At 72.9% G+C, this 16,960-nt stretch carries 11 protein-coding genes; 4 read left to right on the top strand and 7 right to left on the bottom strand.

Annotated features, from left to right (window positions below):
• Positions 1–23: 23 nt before the first annotated feature.
• A complete protein-coding gene (locus ACZ5K7_RS21305; RefSeq protein WP_351702364.1) occupies positions 24–626 on the bottom strand; it encodes a sigma-70 family RNA polymerase sigma factor in 603 nt (200 codons plus the stop codon).
• Positions 627–1,158: 532 nt separating this feature from the next.
• On the opposite strand from ACZ5K7_RS21305, the gene ACZ5K7_RS21300 reads away from it, so the two are divergent.
• The 4 genes from ACZ5K7_RS21300 to ACZ5K7_RS21285 are packed head-to-tail and all read left to right on the top strand — an operon-like array spanning position 1,159 to position 3,276.
• Positions 1,159–1,533 (top strand): plastocyanin/azurin family copper-binding protein, encoded by a 375-nt coding sequence (locus ACZ5K7_RS21300; protein ID WP_351702367.1) that lies wholly within the window; start codon positions 1,159–1,161, stop codon positions 1,531–1,533.
• Positions 1,530–2,534, top strand: a complete 1,005-nt coding sequence (locus ACZ5K7_RS21295) for a metallophosphoesterase family protein (RefSeq protein ID WP_468915269.1) — start codon at positions 1,530–1,532, stop codon at positions 2,532–2,534. Before ACZ5K7_RS21300 ends, ACZ5K7_RS21295 begins: the two co-directional genes overlap by 4 nt.
• The gene (locus tag ACZ5K7_RS21290; RefSeq protein WP_351702373.1) at positions 2,531–2,983 is read left to right on the top strand and encodes a hypothetical protein; all 453 of its coding nucleotides are present in this window, start codon (positions 2,531–2,533) and stop codon (positions 2,981–2,983) included. The genes ACZ5K7_RS21295 and ACZ5K7_RS21290 overlap by 4 nt, the downstream gene beginning before the upstream one ends.
• 20 nt (positions 2,984–3,003) lie before the next feature.
• A complete protein-coding gene (locus tag ACZ5K7_RS21285; RefSeq protein ID WP_351702376.1) occupies positions 3,004–3,276 on the top strand; it encodes a hypothetical protein in 273 nt (90 codons plus the stop codon).
• A gap of 372 nt (positions 3,277–3,648) precedes the next feature.
• Here the strand turns inward: ACZ5K7_RS21285 and ACZ5K7_RS21280 are convergent, their stop codons facing one another.
• The 6 genes from ACZ5K7_RS21280 to ACZ5K7_RS21255 form a co-directional block, all read right to left on the bottom strand.
• Positions 3,649–4,443, bottom strand: coding sequence for a thioesterase II family protein (locus ACZ5K7_RS21280; RefSeq protein ID WP_468915267.1), 795 nt, complete (start codon positions 4,441–4,443; stop codon positions 3,649–3,651).
• A gap of 4 nt (positions 4,444–4,447) precedes the next feature.
• Entirely contained in the window at positions 4,448–5,419 is a 972-nt protein-coding gene (locus tag ACZ5K7_RS21275) for an LLM class flavin-dependent oxidoreductase (protein WP_351702382.1), read from the bottom strand.
• A 90-nt stretch (positions 5,420–5,509) separates the two neighbouring features.
• Positions 5,510–7,045, bottom strand: a complete 1,536-nt coding sequence (locus ACZ5K7_RS21270; RefSeq protein ID WP_468915266.1) for an AMP-binding protein — start codon at positions 7,043–7,045, stop codon at positions 5,510–5,512.
• Positions 7,046–7,077: 32 nt separating this feature from the next.
• Positions 7,078–9,909, bottom strand: coding sequence for a non-ribosomal peptide synthetase (locus tag ACZ5K7_RS21265; protein WP_468915265.1), 2,832 nt, complete (start codon positions 9,907–9,909; stop codon positions 7,078–7,080).
• The gene (locus ACZ5K7_RS21260; RefSeq protein WP_468915263.1) at positions 9,906–15,146 is read right to left on the bottom strand and encodes an amino acid adenylation domain-containing protein; all 5,241 of its coding nucleotides are present in this window, start codon (positions 15,144–15,146) and stop codon (positions 9,906–9,908) included. Before ACZ5K7_RS21260 ends, ACZ5K7_RS21265 begins: the two co-directional genes overlap by 4 nt.
• On the bottom strand, positions 15,143–16,816 hold the full coding sequence (locus ACZ5K7_RS21255; RefSeq protein ID WP_468915261.1) for a hypothetical protein: 1,674 nt from the start codon (positions 16,814–16,816) through the stop codon (positions 15,143–15,145). The genes ACZ5K7_RS21260 and ACZ5K7_RS21255 overlap by 4 nt, the downstream gene beginning before the upstream one ends.
• Between the last annotated feature and the right edge of the window lie 144 nt (positions 16,817–16,960).

The following is a 16,960-nucleotide window of genomic DNA, read 5'->3' as shown; positions in this document are numbered from 1 at the left end:
TCGCCACCTCCCGCACGGCATGGTCATGGCTCGATGCCCCGTTCCAGCAGCGCCAGCCGCAGCGCGTGCAGGGCGTAGTAGGTCCGCGACTTCACGGTGCCCAGCGGGATGCCCAGCACCTGCGCGGCCTCCACCATGGTCCGGCCGTGGTAGTAGGTCTCCAACAGGACCGCGCGGTGGTCCGGGGACAGCGCCCGGAGGGCGTCGGCCACCGCCCAGCTCTGCAGCGCCTGCTCGATGTCATCCTCGCCCGGCGTCCGCTCCGCGGCCCGGTCGAGCGCCTCGCCGCCGACCTCGGCCGGCCTGGCCTGCCGGGCCCGGTGGGCGTCGATGACCAGGTGCCGGGCGACCGTGCACAGCCACGCCCGGGCCGGGCCTCGTGCGGGCTCGAACGCGTCGGGATGCTGCCATGCCCGCAGCAACGTCTCCTGCACGACGTCCTCCGCCCATTGCCGGTCACCCGAGGTCAGCCGAAGCGCGTAGTGGAACAGGGGTTCCGCGTGCTCGGCATACAGGGTGCGCAGCAGTTCCTCGTCCGTGGTCGAAAGGGTCCCTGTACCAGAGACACGGTCCGCGGAGCGATCCGGATCGGTCCTCGGGCCACGTTTTCGGGAACGCCAGGACATAAGGCGATCATCGCGCACACTTACGGCTTTGTCCTGTGATGCATCGCGTCGGCTCGATCACTCTCCGTGAGCGCCGTCAGGTTTACGCGCGCGGGACACCAAAGGCCCGACCGGTCCGCGGGTGACCACAACAAAGCACCGGAAGAAAACATCTCAAAAAGGTGTGAACCGACCGAACCGTTCGCCCCCCGCCGCCCGTGGAGTCAGACGAGAGCCGACGTACGCGGCACACCTGGCCCGCACCTCGGGCCGATCCCGGCCCTCGGACAGGGAACTGCCGCATGGCGCCCGAGACTTCGCTCGGTCCGCGCACTCGGTCGGCGCACTGCCCGTCTCAACCCGATCATGAGGGACGAACAGCATGTACCCGCACCTTCGTACACCCGGCCGGCGGTCCCGCACCGCGGCCGGGCTTGCCGTCGCCACCGCCGGCGCGCTGGGGCTCCTGAGCGCATGCGGCCAGTCGCCGCATTCCTCAGTCATCGGTGCCGGCGCCATCACACCGGGACAGAGTCAGCATCGGACGGCCGGGATGCCCGGCGCCACCGGACCGGACACCGCCGCACGCTCCGCTCCCGGCACCTCCTCCATGCCCAACATGACCATGCCCATGAGCGCCCCGAGCACCGGGACGTCGACCCGGCCGGTGGCCGGGAACGCCGTAGCGATCAAGCACTTCGCCTTCTCCCCGGCCACGCTGAAGGTCGCCGTGGGCACGACGGTGACCTGGACCAACCAGGACACCGACCCCCACACCGTCACCAGCACCGGAACGGGCGGCCCGTTGCATTCGGCCGCCCTGACCACCCACGCCTCGTACAGCTACAGGTTCACCAAGCCCGGCACCTACGCCTACCTCTGCACGATCCATCCGTTCATGACCGCCACCGTGGAGGTGACCCGATGACCGAGTATCTCGACCCTCACCAGGAAGCACCGATCGGCGGGGCCGAGCAGCCCGCCCGGGAACACGACATGTCCCGGCGCCAACTCCTCCGGCACGCAGGATGGTTCGGCGGGGCCGTGGTGCTGACCGTGGCCGGTGGAGAGGTGGTCAGTCACATCGCCGGCTCCGGGGACAACGCCGCCGCGGCCGCCCCGGCGGCACACGGCACGACAGCGAACGGCGCACTGCGATTCGTGCAGGTCTCCGACAGCCACATCGGCTTCCAGGGTCCGGCGAACACGGACGTGGCCGGCTCCTTCACCGAAGCGATCCACCAGGTCAACTCGCTGGGTTTCCGGCCCGACTTCGTCATGCACTCCGGCGACCTCACCCACCTTTCCACGGCAGCACAGTTCGACCAGGTCAGACAGATGATGACCGGCATGGAGACCGACCGGGTCTTCACCGTGCCCGGCGAGCACGACTCCATCGGCGATGCCGGCCGCGCCTACCGGCGGACCTTCGGCAAGGGCACGCTCGGCGACGGCTGGTACAGCTTCGACACCCACGGCGTGCACTTCATCGCCCTGGTCAACACCCTGAGCCCGGAGAAGCTCGGTCATCTGGGCAACGAGCAGATCGAGTTCGTGCGCAGGGACCTCAAGGGACTGTCGTCGGACACGCCCATCGTGGTCTTCAGCCACATCCCGCTGTTCGCCATGTATCCGCGGTGGGGCTGGAGCACGGACGACGCGTTGCGGATCATCGCACTCCTGCGCCGCTTCTCCTCCGTCACCTGCCTCAACGGGCACGTCCACCAGCTGTTCACGAAAACGGACGGCAACATCACCTTCCACTCCGCCACCACCACGGCCTACCCGCTGCCGAAGCCGGGCCGGGCCCCCGCCCCCGCCCCTCAGGTCGTCCCCGCCCGACAGCTCAGGGACGCACTCGGCATTCGTACCGTCGGCTACCGGCAGGGAGACCGGGAGCTGGCGATCAAGGAAGAGAGGCTGACATGACGCCCGGAAGACTCCTCGACCCGGCCCTGCGTGTGGCGACCGCCGCCACGCTCGCCGCGAGCGGGTACATCCACGCCCGGCTCTACGCCGACGGGTACCGCTTCATCCACATCGTCGGTCCCCTGTTCCTGGTCCAGGCGAGCGTCTCGTTCGCGGTCGCCGCCCTGCTGCTGATCGGGATGCCGCCGCTGCTGACGGTCGCCGCCGGCGGCGTGGCACTGGGCGCCCTCGGCGGATTCGCCGCCTCACGCACCGTAGGCGTCCTCGGATTCACCGAGCACGGTCTGCAGCCCGCCCCACAGGCCCTGCTCAGTCTCCTGGCCGAAGCCGGGACCCTGCTGCTCATCGCCGTCCGGCAGGCAGGCGTGACCAGACGGCGCCGTGCTGCCCGGCCTCCCCTCGGGCCACCCGTCTGGGACCGGGTCACCCTCCACACACCACCGAAGTGACGAAGCAAGGAGTCTCCCCCATGTCATCGCAACCACGCCCAGCGACCGCCGGACCGAGCCCGCACCTGCGCAGGCTGAGGGACAGCGTGCGCGCCCTGCTCCGCCTGGACGACGACACGGCCGTCGTGATCCGCCAGTTCCAGTACACCGAACCCGGCCACCCACCGCAGAAGACCGTGGTCGCCGTGCTGCCCATGGACGGCGAGGCACACCGCTGGACACTCCACCGTCCTCCCGACCGGATCACCGAGCAGGCCCTGCGGGCCGCGCTGCTCCACCACCCGCCGAGCTGACCGCAACCGGGTCCGTCCTGTACCTCGGAAGACGGTGAAGTCATCCGAGGAAGCTCAGCCGGACCCGACGGTCGGGGTTGTCCTTGTTCGTGCTCCGTTAAGACAACCCCGACCCTGCTCCCCAGCGCCGGCGCTTCGAGTGAGCGAGGCCCGGCGTCGCTCGGAGGTGCTCGGTCTCGGTGAGGGTCTAAGCTTCCGGCCCAGGTCCTGACCCCGCCGCCCGCGGTCGCGGGCCGGCCGCAGGTCGTCCTCGCTCCGCCGGCGAACAGCACGGCCTCGCGGAGTCCGTCGGTGGGGTGAGGACCTGGGCCGAGCCGCCCACACCGGCCAGGCGGCCGTCGAACTCGGCCCCACCGCGTTCGGCGGCCGGGTTCAGGGAGTGAGCTCCAAGCCTGCGATCAGGCGGGCGGAGACGAGGTCCAGCACCGCGGCCTGCTCCGGCAGCAGGAAGAAATGCCCGCCGGGGAACACCTCCAGGGCGAAGTGCGAGGACGTCAGGTCCCGCCACCGGGCGGCCAGGGCGGGGGTGACGACCGGGTCGTCCGCACCGGTGAGCGCCGTGATCGGAGTGGTCAACGGCGGACGGGCCGTCGGACGGTAGGACTGGAGCATCCGGAAGTCGCTGCGGATGTAGGGCAGGAAGATCTCGCGCATCGCGGGGTCGGCCAGGAGTTCGATCTCGGTGCCGCCAAGGCGCTGCAGATGGCGGACCAGCTTCTCGTCGTCGGCGTCCGCGAGGCCGGCGCCGGGCCGTGCCGTGCCGCTCCCCGCATCGCCCGGAGTCCACGGCGCGGTCTGCCCCGAGACGAACAGGTGCACCGGCGGCGCGCCGCGCCGGTCCAGGAGCCGCGCCGCCTCGTAGGCGACGAAGGCGCCCATGCTGTGGCCGAACAGGGCCAGCGGCCGGTCGAGCAGCGGGGCCAGGTCGTCCACGACGTGTCCGGCCATGGCCTGGACATCGTCGACCAGCGGGGCCGTTCGACGCTCGCCCCGTCCCGGGTACTGCACCGCGTGCAGTTCGACCAGGGGCGGCAGTCCCCGGTGCCACGACCGGTAGAAGGCCGCCGATCCACCGGCGTGCGGAAAGCAGACCATGCGGACCCGGGCGGCGAGCCGCTCGTCGTAGCCGCGAAGCCATTCGGACGAGGTGTTGATCAGTGCGCTCATCGGATCACCCGGCCTGTGCGTAGGCGTGGTTCAGGGCGGTTGTGGTGTGGTGCAGGTCCTCGGGCTCCACGACCTCGTCCAGGATCAGGGTGCTCACCCCGAGGGCGATGTACCGCTGGAGCATCGCACCGACGTCGGCGTAGGTCCCTACCAGGTACGGGCAGAACGTCTGGTAGGCCCGGAACGGATAGAGCCAGTAGACCCCCTTCGGGGCGTGCGAGCGCAGCGCGTCGCGCGAGAGCTTCAGGTGCCAGTGCGACTCGACCTTGCCGACGGCCCATTCGTGCAGCTTCTCCCCCGACTCGCTCGACGGGAAGCGCTCGTGGGCGATCCGCCACGCCTCCTGGGCGTCGTCGCGGGCTATGACGCCGAGGCGCACGCCGCAGCCGGCGAGCGGCCGGTCGCCCTGGTAGCTGTCGATCTGGTGCGGATAGGACAGCCGGTCGACGCCGAGCAGCCCCGCGATCTCACGGCAGTCGTCGGAGGCCCCGGACACGTAGAGGTCCGGCGCCAGGGCGGGATCGGCCGGCGGGCTGACGGCGGCGGCGTCCAAGGCGTAGTACTTGCCGGTGTACGTCACCGCCGTCGGCGCCGCCGTCAGCCTCCTGATGATCTCGCCGTACTCGGCCAGCCGGTCGTAGCGCTCCCGGTGGCCGAGTTCGCAGCCCAGTTCGCTCAGGTGCTTGGAGAATCCGCCGGTGACCAGGTTCAGGTCGACGCGCCGCCCGTAGACGAAGGCCAGGGTGCTGATCGTCTTGGCGACGGCGAACGGGTGGGTGTCCACCGGGTTGACCGCGACCAGGGGGACGAACCGCTCGGTGTTGTCGATGGCGAGCTGCGCCGCGGCCCAGGCGTCCACGAGCGTGTTGTCCGTGTAGACCAGCGCGCCGCGAAAGCCCGCCTGCTCGGTCCAGCGGGCCACGTCGACGACCCGGCGGCGGTATTCCTGCGGTGTCCGATCCTGCCAGGAAGGCATCGTTGTATAGACCGTCAGCACTGTTCGCGATCCCTTTCTTCGACTTCCGGGTGCTGCTCTGGGGCCGGCGCGCCCGGCCGGCGGGGCCGGTCAGAGCCGGGTGAGCTTGGCCTGCTCGGCGACGAGCTTCGCCACGATGGCGCGGTCGATCTTGCCGTTGGGGTTGAGGGGCATGGATTCCACGTGCAGGAACACATGCGGCACCAGATGGACCGGCAGTCCCGCGGCCAGCGCGCGGCGCAGGTCGGCCTCGCGGGCGGGCGCACCGGTGTAGCAGGCCATCAGTTCGGTGGCGTCGCGGTGCTGCACCGGTACGACGACGGCCTCCCGGACACCGGGGTGGCGGCGCAGCAGGGTCTCGAACTCGCCGAGCTCGACCCGGTAGCCGCGGATCTTGACCTGGTTGTCGAGGCGGCCGAGGTGGACCAGCGTGCCGTCGTCCTCGCGGCGGACCCGGTCGCCGGTGCGGTAGTAGTCCGCCTCGCTCGGCATCCCGGCCCGGTCGTCGAGGCCGAGGAACCGGTTGGTGTTGTCGCGCGGGTCCAGATAGCCGTCGAAGCGCTGCGGACCGCGGACGCACAGCTCGCCGTCCTCGGTGACGACGTGCTCCAGGCCCGGGTACACGGTGCCGATCGGCACCGTGTCGTTCACGGTCTCCGGCCAGTCCCGGCGCTCCTCCGGCAGGCGGAACTCCGCGCACGCCAGCGTCAGTTCGGTCGGGCCGTAGATGTTCTCCAACACCGATTCCGAGGCGGATCCACGCCACGCCTCGGCCTGCGCGTAGGTGAACTGCTCACCGCAGAACACGCTGTAGCGCAGCCCGGGGACCCGGCCCGCGGACAAGCCGCCGAGCCCGGCGGCGGCCGAGACCGCCGAGGGCACCGAAAACCAGTGCGTGAGCCCCCGGTTCACCGCGTAGTCGACGGGGCTCAGCAGTTCGGCAGCCTCGGGCACGACCAGCGTCGCGCCGCCGCCCCAGGTGACGAAGAGGTCGTACACCGAGAGGTCGAAGGTCAGGTCGAAGGTGTGCGACATCCGGCAGCCCGGGCCGACCTCGTAGCGGGGGACGGTGTGGGCCAGGAACGCCAGGACGTTGCGGTGCCGGATCGGCACGCCCTTGGGCCGTCCGGTGGAGCCGGAGGTGAACAGCACGTAGGCGATGTCGTCGGGGCCGGCGGAGGGCGGCGGCAGCGAACCGGCCGGGACGGCGGCCAGCAGCTCCTCGTCGGTGAGCGGCAGCACCGGCCGTGCCGGCGCGGTTCCGGAGGGGCAGTGTTCGAGCCACTGCTGTCCGGACGCGTCGGCGATGATCACGTCGACGTCGGCCAGCTCGCAGATGCCGGTGTTCCGCCGCGGCGGGTACTTGAGGTTCAGCGGCACGACCTGCGCGCCCAGGCGCAGTGCCGCGAGATAGCCGGCGTAGGCGACGCCGCTGCGCGCGGCCAGCAGGGCTACCGAGCGGACGCGGCCGTGTGCGGCGGTGACGGTCTCGGCCAGGGCCTCGGCCGCGCGCTCCAGCTCTGCGTAGCTGATCGACGACGCGGACAGCTCGACGGCCGGCAGCTCGGGGTGGCGCCGTGCCGAGGCGGCGAAGACGTCGTAGAGGGTGCTGATGCGGTCTTCCATGTCGACCTTCCCGGTCAGGAGTGGAGGCGGTCTCAGGCTTCGTAGGCGAGGAGCAGCCGCGCGATGCCGGCCAGGCGGCCGTCGTTGGCGGCCTCCCGGGCGGCGAACCAGGCGGCCTGCCCGGCGGCGGTCGGCCGATCGAACAGCACGCGCGCCGGGACGGTCAGGCGGAAGATCTCCGTCAGCTGCGCGGCGACCTCCAGCGCGGTGGCCGACTCGGCGCCGAGGGCGAACAGATCGGCGTGGACGCCGATGGCGTCGCGGGCCAGGGCGTCGGCCCAGATCTCGACCAGGAGCTCCGCGAAGGGGGACGCGGCGGCCGTAGCGTCGTCGGCCTTACCGCCAACGGCCTCGCCGTCGTCGGCCTTACCGCCAACGGTCGTACCACCGACGGCTGGGACCGCACCGGCCGCCTCGACCGCGCCGGCCTCTTCGAGTACGGCCTCGTACGCGGCGTCGAGGTCTTCGGGCAGCGGCCGCCCGGCCAGCGTGCGCCGGTCGACCTTGCCGCTGGGGGTCAGCGGCAGCGCGGTGACGGCGACGCAGGCGAACGGCACCATGTGCCCGGGCAGGATCCGCGCCAGATCGCCGCGCAGCGTCCGCGGCGGGACGTCGGAGCCCTCGGCAAGAAGGTAGTAGGCGATGATCTGCTTGTCCGACGCCCCCTCCCGCACGACGACGACGGCTTCGGCCACCCCGTCCTGCGCCAGGATCTGCGCCTCGACCTCGCCGAGTTCGACCCGGAAACCGCGGATCTTGACCTGCCCGTCGCGGCGGCCGAGGCACTGGATCCGGCCGTCGGGCAGCCGCGTTCCGAAGTCACCCGTGCGGTAGGTCCGGACTCTGATCCGCTCGGCGGCTTCCGGGGCGTCCAGGGGGTCCGAGGTGTGCTGGGCAGCGGCGGAACCGAGGGGTCCGGCGGCGCCCACCAGTCCGGCGGACCCCCCGGGGCCTACGGGACCGACGCGGCCTACGGGTCCGACGGCCAGATCGCGGACCGCGAAGCGCTCGGCGGTCAGGTCGGGCCGGCCCAGATACCCGTCGGCCAGCGGTACGCCGGAGACGCAGATCTCGCCGGGTACGCCGTCCGGCAGAGGTTGCAGCCGGTCGTCGAGGATCTCCACCACCGCGCGGTCGATCGGGCCGCCGATCGCCGGCAGCTCCGGCCAGTCCGCCGGGTCGCCGGACAGGCGCTCGGCGGTGACGACGTGGGTCTCCGAAGGGCCGTACTGATTCTCCAGTGACGCGCCCGTGCGGCGGAAGAACTCACGCACGGCAGGACTGACGTGCAGCTGCTCCCCCGCCGTGATGACCTCGCGCAGGGCCGAGGGGTAGCGGCCGGAGCGCAGGGACGCCTCGGCGAGCTGCTGAAGGGCGACGAAGGGCAGGAACAGGCGGTGCACGCTCTGCTCGGTCAGCCAGTCGGCCAGCCGGTCGGGATCGCGACGGACCTCGTCGGTGATCAGCACCAGGGTGCCACCGGTGCCCCAGGTGGCGAACATCTCCTGGAAGGCGACGTCGAAGCTGAACGCCGCGAACTGGAGGGTGTTCCAGCCGGGGCCGGCCTGCGAGTGCCGGAACTGCCAGTCCAGCAGGGAAACGAGCGGCCGGTGCGGCATGCCGACGCCCTTGGGCAGACCGGTCGAGCCGGAGGTGTAGATGACGTAGCAGAGGTCCGCGGTGCCGGCCGGGGTGGGCGGCGCGGGCCGTGGGTCCGCCGGGAGGCTCGGCGCGGCCACGAGCATGTCGTGCAGACCGATGACGCGGACGCCCTCGGGAACCGTGAGCGCGCCGTCGATTCCGGCCGGGCCGATCAGGACCTCGGCGCGGCTGTCGGTGAGCATGTAGTCGAGGCGTTCGCGGGGGTACGCCGAATCGAGCGGCACATATCCGGCTCCGCTCTTGAGGATCGCCAGCAGTGCGACGATCAGCTCGGGGCAGCGCGGCCCGGACAGCGCGACGGCGCGGGCGGCACCGATCCGGTCGGCGCACTGGTCGGCGGCGGCCTTCAGCTCCGCGTAGGTCATCTCGCCGCCGTCCCAGCGCAGCGCCTTGGCCTCGGGGTACCTCGCGACGGCGCGGTCGAACAGCTCGTGCGCGGTGACGTCCCACGCGCTCGCCCCGAACGTCCCGTCGGCCTCGGCGGCGGGATTCCGCATGGGTGACGGCACCAGGGGCAACAGGCCGATCGGCGTCCTCACGTCACGGATCGCCGCGCACAGCAGTTCGAGGTAGCCCGCGACGATGCGCTCGGCCGTGTCCGACGCGTAACGCAGGCCGTCGTATTCCAGCGAGCCGCAGCGCCCGTTCTCGATGTCGAAGTGGAACACGAGATCGAGGGGAAGTTCGCCGTCGCCGGTCACAACGGCGGCCCGGCAGAAGTCCTCCCAGGCGACACCGGTCCGCTCACCGATCACGAGCTCCGCGCCGGCCGCGTCTCGCAGTTCGGCGGCGTCCCGGTGGGCGAGGTCGGAGAACGCGGTGTCCGGGTCGAGGGACTGCCGCAGCGGTGCCCACGAACCGTCCCGCCCGGCACCGACCACGATCTCCTCGACCCCGGCGTTCTCCCAGGGCGAGGCGACCCGGTACAGCAGCGCCTGCAGCCCGGCGGCCAGGGCCGCGAGCACCGGGACGCCCTGCTCCCGCGCGACGGTCGCGAGGCCCTCGGCGAGGTCGCCCGGGATCTCGAAAGCCAGCGTCGGACGCCGTTGTCCGGGCAGGGGGTGCGGCGCGCCTCGGTCGGCGGGCCATGTGGTGGCGGGCGGTGCGCCGCGGAGCCGGTCGAGCAGCGCTGTGCGTACGGCATCGGCCTTGGACACCGGTGCGCCGGCGGCCGGGATCGCCGAGGGGGCGGCGAGGTTCATCGGGTCACCTTCCCTTCGTCGTCGCGGCCGGCGGCGGCCCGTCGTGATCTCGTCAGCAGGGCGCTTCGCGCGCCGGACCGGGTCGGCCGGCCCGGCGCCACCGGGGCCGGCGCCGTGGCCCGGGGCGCGTCGTCCGAGAGCGCGGCGGCCAGGTCGTGCACGGTCGGATGGGTGAAGAGCTGGAGTGCCGCGATGTCCCGGTCCAGCACCTGCGTCAGCCGGGTCCTCACCTGGGCCAGCAGCAGCGAGTCGCCGCCGATCTCGAAGAAGTTGTCGTGCGTGCCGACCTCGTCGAGACCGAGAAGGTCGCACCAGACGGCCGCGATCTCCCGTTCCAGACGCGACACCGGTGCGACGCGGGCCGCTCCGGCGTTCCGGTCGCGCGGCGGCTCGGGCAGCTTCGCGTGGTCGATCTTGCCGTTGCCGTTCAGCGGGAACGCGGCCAGCGGCACGATCACGGCGGGCACCATGAACTCCGGCAGCTCCTTGGCCAGTCGGCGCCGCAGCGCGGACGGGTCCAGACCGGCGACGTCGAGGGGCGCGGCCGGCGAGACGTAGGCGACCAGGCGCAGCGGTCCGGGGCCGGACCGGTCGCGGCGCGCCGTGACGACGCCGCGCCCGACGCCGGGGAGCCGCTCCAGGCGGCCCTCGATCTCGGGCAGCTCGACGCGGTGGCCGCGGACCTTCACCTGCCGGTCGATGCGGCCCAGGTAGTCCAGCTTGCCGTCGGGCAGGCGGCGCACCAGGTCGCCGGTGCGATAGAGGTGCTCACCGGACCGGGCCGCATACGGGTCCAGCGGGAACTGCCGGGCCGTCAGCTCGGGACGGCGCAGGTAGCCCAGCCCCACGCCGAGGCCGCCGACGCACAGTTCGCCGGGGACGCCGACCGGTACGAGGTGCAGGCGCTCGTCCAGGACGTGCACGGTGGCGCCGGGGACCGGGCCGCCGATGGTGGGCCGGCGCTCGGTGCCGTCCAGGAGTGTGTGGGTGCACCAGATGGTGGTCTCGGTGGGCCCGTAGATGTTGAACAGCCGACGGTTCGGCGCCCACAGGGGGCCCAGCTCCGGCGGGAACGCCTCGCCGCCAACCAGGATGGTGCGCAGTCCCGGCACGTCGCCCGGCTGCATCACCGCGAGCGCGGACGGCGGCAGGAACGCCATCGTCACCTGGTAGCGGCGGACGGTCTCGGCCAGGTCGGGGCCGGGCAGCATGCGGTCGCGGGGCACGACGCACAGCCGTCCGCCGTGCGCGAAGGCCAGCGTGAAGTCCAGGACCGAGCCGTCGAAGCTCGGCGAGGAGAACTGGATCACGGTGTCCGGCGTCTCCGGGTCGACGAACTCCCGCTCCGCGTTAGCGGAGTTGACCACGCCGCGGTGGTGGATCGCGACGCCCTTGGGCTGGCCGGTGGAACCGGAGGTGAAGACGATGTAGGCCGGGTCGCCGGGCCCGGTGTTCCGGGGCGGCCGGGTGTCCGGATACCCGCCCAGCGGGTCGTCGGGACCGCCCAGGCAGACCACCGGCATGCGGTCCGCGCCGGGCGGCTCGGCGCGGCCGGCCCGGGTGATCAGGGCCTTGACCTCGGTGTCGTCGATCATGAGGGCCAGCCGCTCGGCCGGATAGCCGGTGTCCAGCGGGACGTAGACCGCGCCGGCCTTGAGCACGCCCAGGAACGCGACCGGCAAATCGTGGCAGCGGTCCAGCGCGACGCCGACAGCCGTCCCGGGGCCGACTCCGATCCCGGCGAGGTGGTGGGCGAGCCGGTTGGCCCGCGCCTCGAGTTCGGCGTAGCTGAGCTCGCCGTCGGAGCCGACGACGGCGGTCCGCTCCGGCGCCCGGTCCGCCCAGCGCTCGAACAGGGCCGGGATGTCCGCGGCCATGGGCGCGGGCAGACCGGTGTCGTTCCAGCGGTCGAGCTGGGCGAGTTCGTCCCGGGTCAGCAGGTCCAGGTCGGCGACCGCCGTGTCGGGCGCGGCCAGCGCGGCCTGGAGCAGGGTGCCCAGATGGCCGAGGAAGCGGCTCACGGTGTCCGCGCCGTAGAGGCTGGTGTTGAATTCGGCGGTGCCCTGGAAGCCGCCTCCGGCCTGGGCACCGGCGTGCTGGAGGATGACGGACAGGTCCTGGATCGCGCCGCCGCCGTGCGCGGGCAGCGGAGCGAGGTCCGCGCCGGGCAGGCTCAGGGCGGTGTCGACGTCCTGCAGGACGAACAGCAGCTGCACGACGGGGTCGTGGCTGGCGTCCCGGTCCGGGCGCAGCAGCGCGACCAGGTCCTCGAAGGGGAAGTCCTGGTGGTCCTGTGCCTCGCTGATGGTGAGGTGGGCGGCGCGTGCCAGGTCGAGGAAAGTGGTGTCCCCGGCGACGCGCAGGCGCAGCGGCACCAGGTTGACGAAGCAGCCGACGGTCTTGGCGAACTCCGGCCGGACACGGTTGGCGACGGGGGTGCCGATGAGCAGGTCGTCGCGGCCGGTGTGCCGGCGGACGACCGAGGCGAAGGCGGCCAGCAGCGTCGCGTAGGCGGTGACGCCGTGCCGCCGGGAGAACTCGGCGACGCGTTCCTCCACGTCCGCGGGCCAGGCGAAGTCGACCACCGCCCCGTCCGGCCGGCGCTGCGCGGGCCGGGTCCGGTCGGTGGGCAGGTCCAGGAGCGTGGGGGCGCCTTCGAGTTGTCCGCGCCAGTAGTCGGCGAGCCGCTCGCGGCGCGCACCGGTCAGCTGCCCGGACTGCCAGGCGGCGAAGTCCATGAACTGGATCGCCGGTGTCGGTGTGGTGCTGGGGCGGTTCTCGGTGCGGGCGGTGTAGAGCTCCGGGAGTTCGGCGAAGAGCAGCTCCAGGCTCCAGCCGTCGCAGGCGATGTGATGCGCGGTCACGACGAGCGCGGCCGACGGAGTGCCCGGTGCGACGAGGCGGGCACGGATCAGCGGGCCGGCGGACAGGTCGAAGGGCGCTCGGGCCTCGGCGTCGATCCGGTCGGCGACCCAGGCCGCCAGGTCGGCGGGAGCGGTGCCGCCGGGCGCGGCGCCCTCGGGTTCTTCGACGGCCAGGCGCACCGCGAGGCCGGGCAGCACGCGCTGTCGCGCCTGCTCGTCGTGGACGTCGACGACGGTGCGCAGGGCTTCGTGGCGGGCGACGAGGTCGTTGAGCGCCGCTTCGAGGGCGGGGGCGTCGATGTCGCCGCTGACCCGGAAGGCGTACGGCAGGTTGTAGACGGCGTTGTCGGGATACAGCTGCGACAGGAGCCACATGCGCCGCTGGGTCGCGGACAGCGGCGCGCCCGCTTCCGTTCGCTCGGTCACTTCGACGGGCGCGGCCGAGGCGGATGCGGCGGATGTGGCGGAGGCGGATGTGGCCGAGGCCGTCGAGTCGGCGCGTCCGGCGCCGGACGCGGCCCAGCCGTCGAGGAACGCGGACAGTTCGGCGACGGTCGGATGGTCGAACAGGGCACGGGCCGTGAGGGGCAGGCGGAATTCGGAGGCCAACAGGGAGGCTGCCCGGACCGCGCTGAGCGAATGGCCGCCGATGGCGAAGAAGTCGTCGTCGATGCCGGGCGGCACCTGTTCCAGAACGGTTCGCCAGGCCTCCGCGACGCGCCGTTGCGTCGGGTTGGACGGCTGACGGCGAGGGCCGTCGGCAGGGCGGCGCGGGGCGGTCCGGCGGCGGTCGGCCTCGGTGCGCCGGCCGGTGGCCGTCCCGGCGGCTCCCTCGACGGCCTTGGCGGGGCCGCTGAGCCCGGCGGGCCACGGCGTCGCGGCTATCGGGCTGTCGGGCGCGGAGGTCAGGACCTCGAGGAGACGGACGAAGCCGGTCACGAAGGCGGCGGCCGTCGAGGAGTCCAGCACGGACGTCCGGTAGCGCAGGTAGCCGGGCATTCCCGTGGGCAGGTCGGCGAGCTGGAGTTCGACCTCGTACAGGGAGCGTCGTGAGAGGTGTTCGGTCGCCTCGACCGTCAGGGGGCCGACGGTGGCCGGAGGGTCCAGCGGCTGGCGGCCACCGAGCAGCACCTGGAACAGCGGGTGCGCATCGGGGCGGCGGGCCGGGGCGAGGGCCTCCACCACCCGGCGGAACGGGATGTCGGCGTCGTCGAAGGCCGACAGCGTCGCCTCGCGGGCCACGCGCAGGGCATCGCGCCAGGTCGCGTCGGCCGGCAGGCGGAGGCGCAGCGCGGCCTGGTTGGCGATGAACCCGGCGGTGTCGCGCGAGGCGGCGTCGCGGCGGCCGACGACGGTTCCGAGGACCGCTTCCCCCTGGCCGGACATGCGCTGGATCAGGACGGACAGCGCGGTGAGCCAGAGCATGAACGGTGTGGCCCGCTCCGCCGCCGCGACCGCGTGGACGGCCTGGGCCAGCGGAGCCGGAACATCGACCGGGAGGACCGCTGCGGCGTAGGGATCGCCCGGGGCCGGACGCCCGAAGGACGGCCAGCGGTCGGCGTCGGCCGGCAGGTCGGCCAGTTCGGCGGCGCGGCGTTCCAGCCGCTGCGCCATGCCGGGTTGGTCTGCGGCGGCGCGGGACCGGGCGGCCGCCGCGGCCAGGGCCGGCGGCGGCGTCGGCAGGTCTTCGCCGCGCAGAGCCGCCACCAGGTCGCCGTGGAGCAACTGGAGGGTCCGGCCGTCGGCGACGATGTGGTGCACGACGACCAGCAGCCGGTGCCGCCGTCCGGCCACCCGGGCCAGGGTGAAGCGGGCCGGCGGACCGTTCTCCAGGTCGAAGGGCCGGTGGATCTCGCGGTCGGCGAGCGCGGTCCAGCGCAGTTCGGCCCCGGAGTCGGTCGCGGAGTCCGGCGAAGTCGAAGGGGTGTCGGCATCGAACGCGGTGCCTGTCGCGTCGGCACCGCCGGATCCGCTGTCGGCAGCGGGGGCGGGGACGGTCAGATCGACGTATTCGAGCGCCCCGGTGAATTCGGGCTCGATCACCATGACCGGTGTGCCGGAGGCGTCGGCCGGGAACCGCGTACGCAGCGCCTCGTGGCGGCGGCCGAGCACCCGGACGGCGCTCGCCGCCGTCTCCCGGTCGAACGGCCCGGTCAGGTCGACGACCATAGCGATCTGATGGACGAGCGCCTCGGGTGCGGTCAGGTCGAACAACCACACGTCCTCCTGTGCGGCGTCCGGCCGGTCGGCCCGCTCCTCGGCGGTCGGTGAGGCGTCGAGCGGATCGAGCCCGGCCTCCTGGTGGATACGCCGGAGGTTCTCGGCGGAAAACCGGCGGGCGCGGGTGCCCGGCCGAGTGGGGATCTCGGTCATGAGGTGATCACGGCTCCGGTGTCAGAGGTCTCGGCGCGCACGAGGAGATCCAGGACCGCGCCGTCGGGCGTCTCGGCTGTGCCGCCCGCCGTGGGCGAACGGAGGAAGTCGATGGCCGCGTGGTTGCGGCCGGTGTCGCGGTAGCCGACGACGATCCGGTCGGCGCCCATGGCCCGTGCGTGCGCGGCAATCTCGCGCATCGCCTGGACCTCGACGCCCTTGCCCATGGCCGGACAGGAGATGACGAGGGCCTCGACGACGCAGTCCGAGCCTTGTCCGGCCAGCGACACGACGACGCTGGGGCCGAGGTCGCCGAGGCGGTCCCGGACGCTGCCGAGCAGCAGGACCCGGTCACCGCCGGCCGGCAGCGTGCCCACCGTCACGGGCGGGACCGGCACCCCGAGGGTGAATTCCTTGGAGGCCACGAGCATTTCGTTGATCCTGGGGAGGTCGCCGTCCCTGGCCGCACGGAAGTCGGCCTCGACTCGGAGACCGGCCACGAAGGAGGCCAGCGACAGACCGCCGGCGGGCTCGGGGGCTCCGTCGCCGCCGGCGGGACCGCCCCAGGCGGCCGCCCGGCCCGGCGCGCCGGGCACCGGCAGGTGGTCGAAGACCCCGGCTGCGGCCAGGCGCGACGGCCAGGCCGCGGCGTCCACACCGAGATCCACCGCCTCGGCGGGGCCGCCGTGGGCGGGACGCACCGTGACGATCAGGTGGTCCTCCCGGCGCTGGAGCAGGGCGACGTCCCGCGCGGTCAGGCCGGCCTCGGCGGCCAGGTCGCGCACCTGGACGTCAAGGTCACGGTCGTCGAAGAACCAGTCGGACAGCCGTGCCGGAACCGTTGGATCGCTCGTGACGAGCTCGCGCCACGCAGGGACCGCGTCCCGGCCGCCGAGCGCGTACGACGGCACTCCGGCGGCGGACAACCAGCGCAGGACACCGCCGAGACCGTCCGTGTCGTCGGCATCGGCGAGACCACGCAGGTCCAGCGCCGCGGCGTGGCGGGTGTCGCCGGTCCGCAACCGCAGGACGTGGGCGACACGCGCCCCGAGCTGGTGGTAGACCTCCTCGCGGTAGGGAACCTTCGCGAACTGGTACAGCGCCGGATGGTGTGCCTTGGCGGCACCGAGCGAGCGGAGCACCGATTCGAGATCCACCAGGTGGACATTGGGCCGGTCGGCCAGCGCGGTCCGCATCGCCTCGCGGGCGGCCGCGGCCGCGGCGGTGTGGCCGTCGGACCAGCAGTCGCCCGCGACGCCCAGTGGATCGGCCGCCGGCAGGCCGGGAAGCACCGCTACCAGCGTGGCACCCCACCGTGCCGCGGCCTCGCGCGCGGCATCGGCGACGGCCAGCAGCCCGGCGGTCCAGGCGCCGTCCTCCAGTTCCTCCAGGCGCTGCGCGACCACCACCACGTCCAGGTCGGCCCGGGCGGAACCGCTGTCCGGGTCGAGGCACTCCTGGATGATCTGGTTGTAGGGCGCGACGTGGAAGTCCGGGCGGCCGTACGCCCCGCCGAGCGCCGTCGCGAGATAGGGCACGACCGAGTCGGCCGTGTAGCTGGCCATGATCCCGATGCGTGGTCCGTCGGGCGGTCCCGTGCGCTCGGTCTCCTGGTGGGCGGCCCGGAGCGCGCGCAGGTCGACCGGGACGTCGGTGAGGGGCAGTGGCATGATCGTCCTTCCGTCAGCGCCTGAGCCCGGCGAGGATGTCGGCGGTCCAGGGCCTGCTTGACCTCGGCGAGGGAACGGACCGCGTCAAGGATTGGGGTGGCGGGGGCGGCAGGGGGCCGCGAGGGTGTCGCGGTGCCCCGGGAC

It is taken from the genome of Streptomyces sp. NPDC031497, from assembly GCF_055580905.1.
This window is presented reverse-complemented; position numbering and strand designations above follow the sequence as displayed.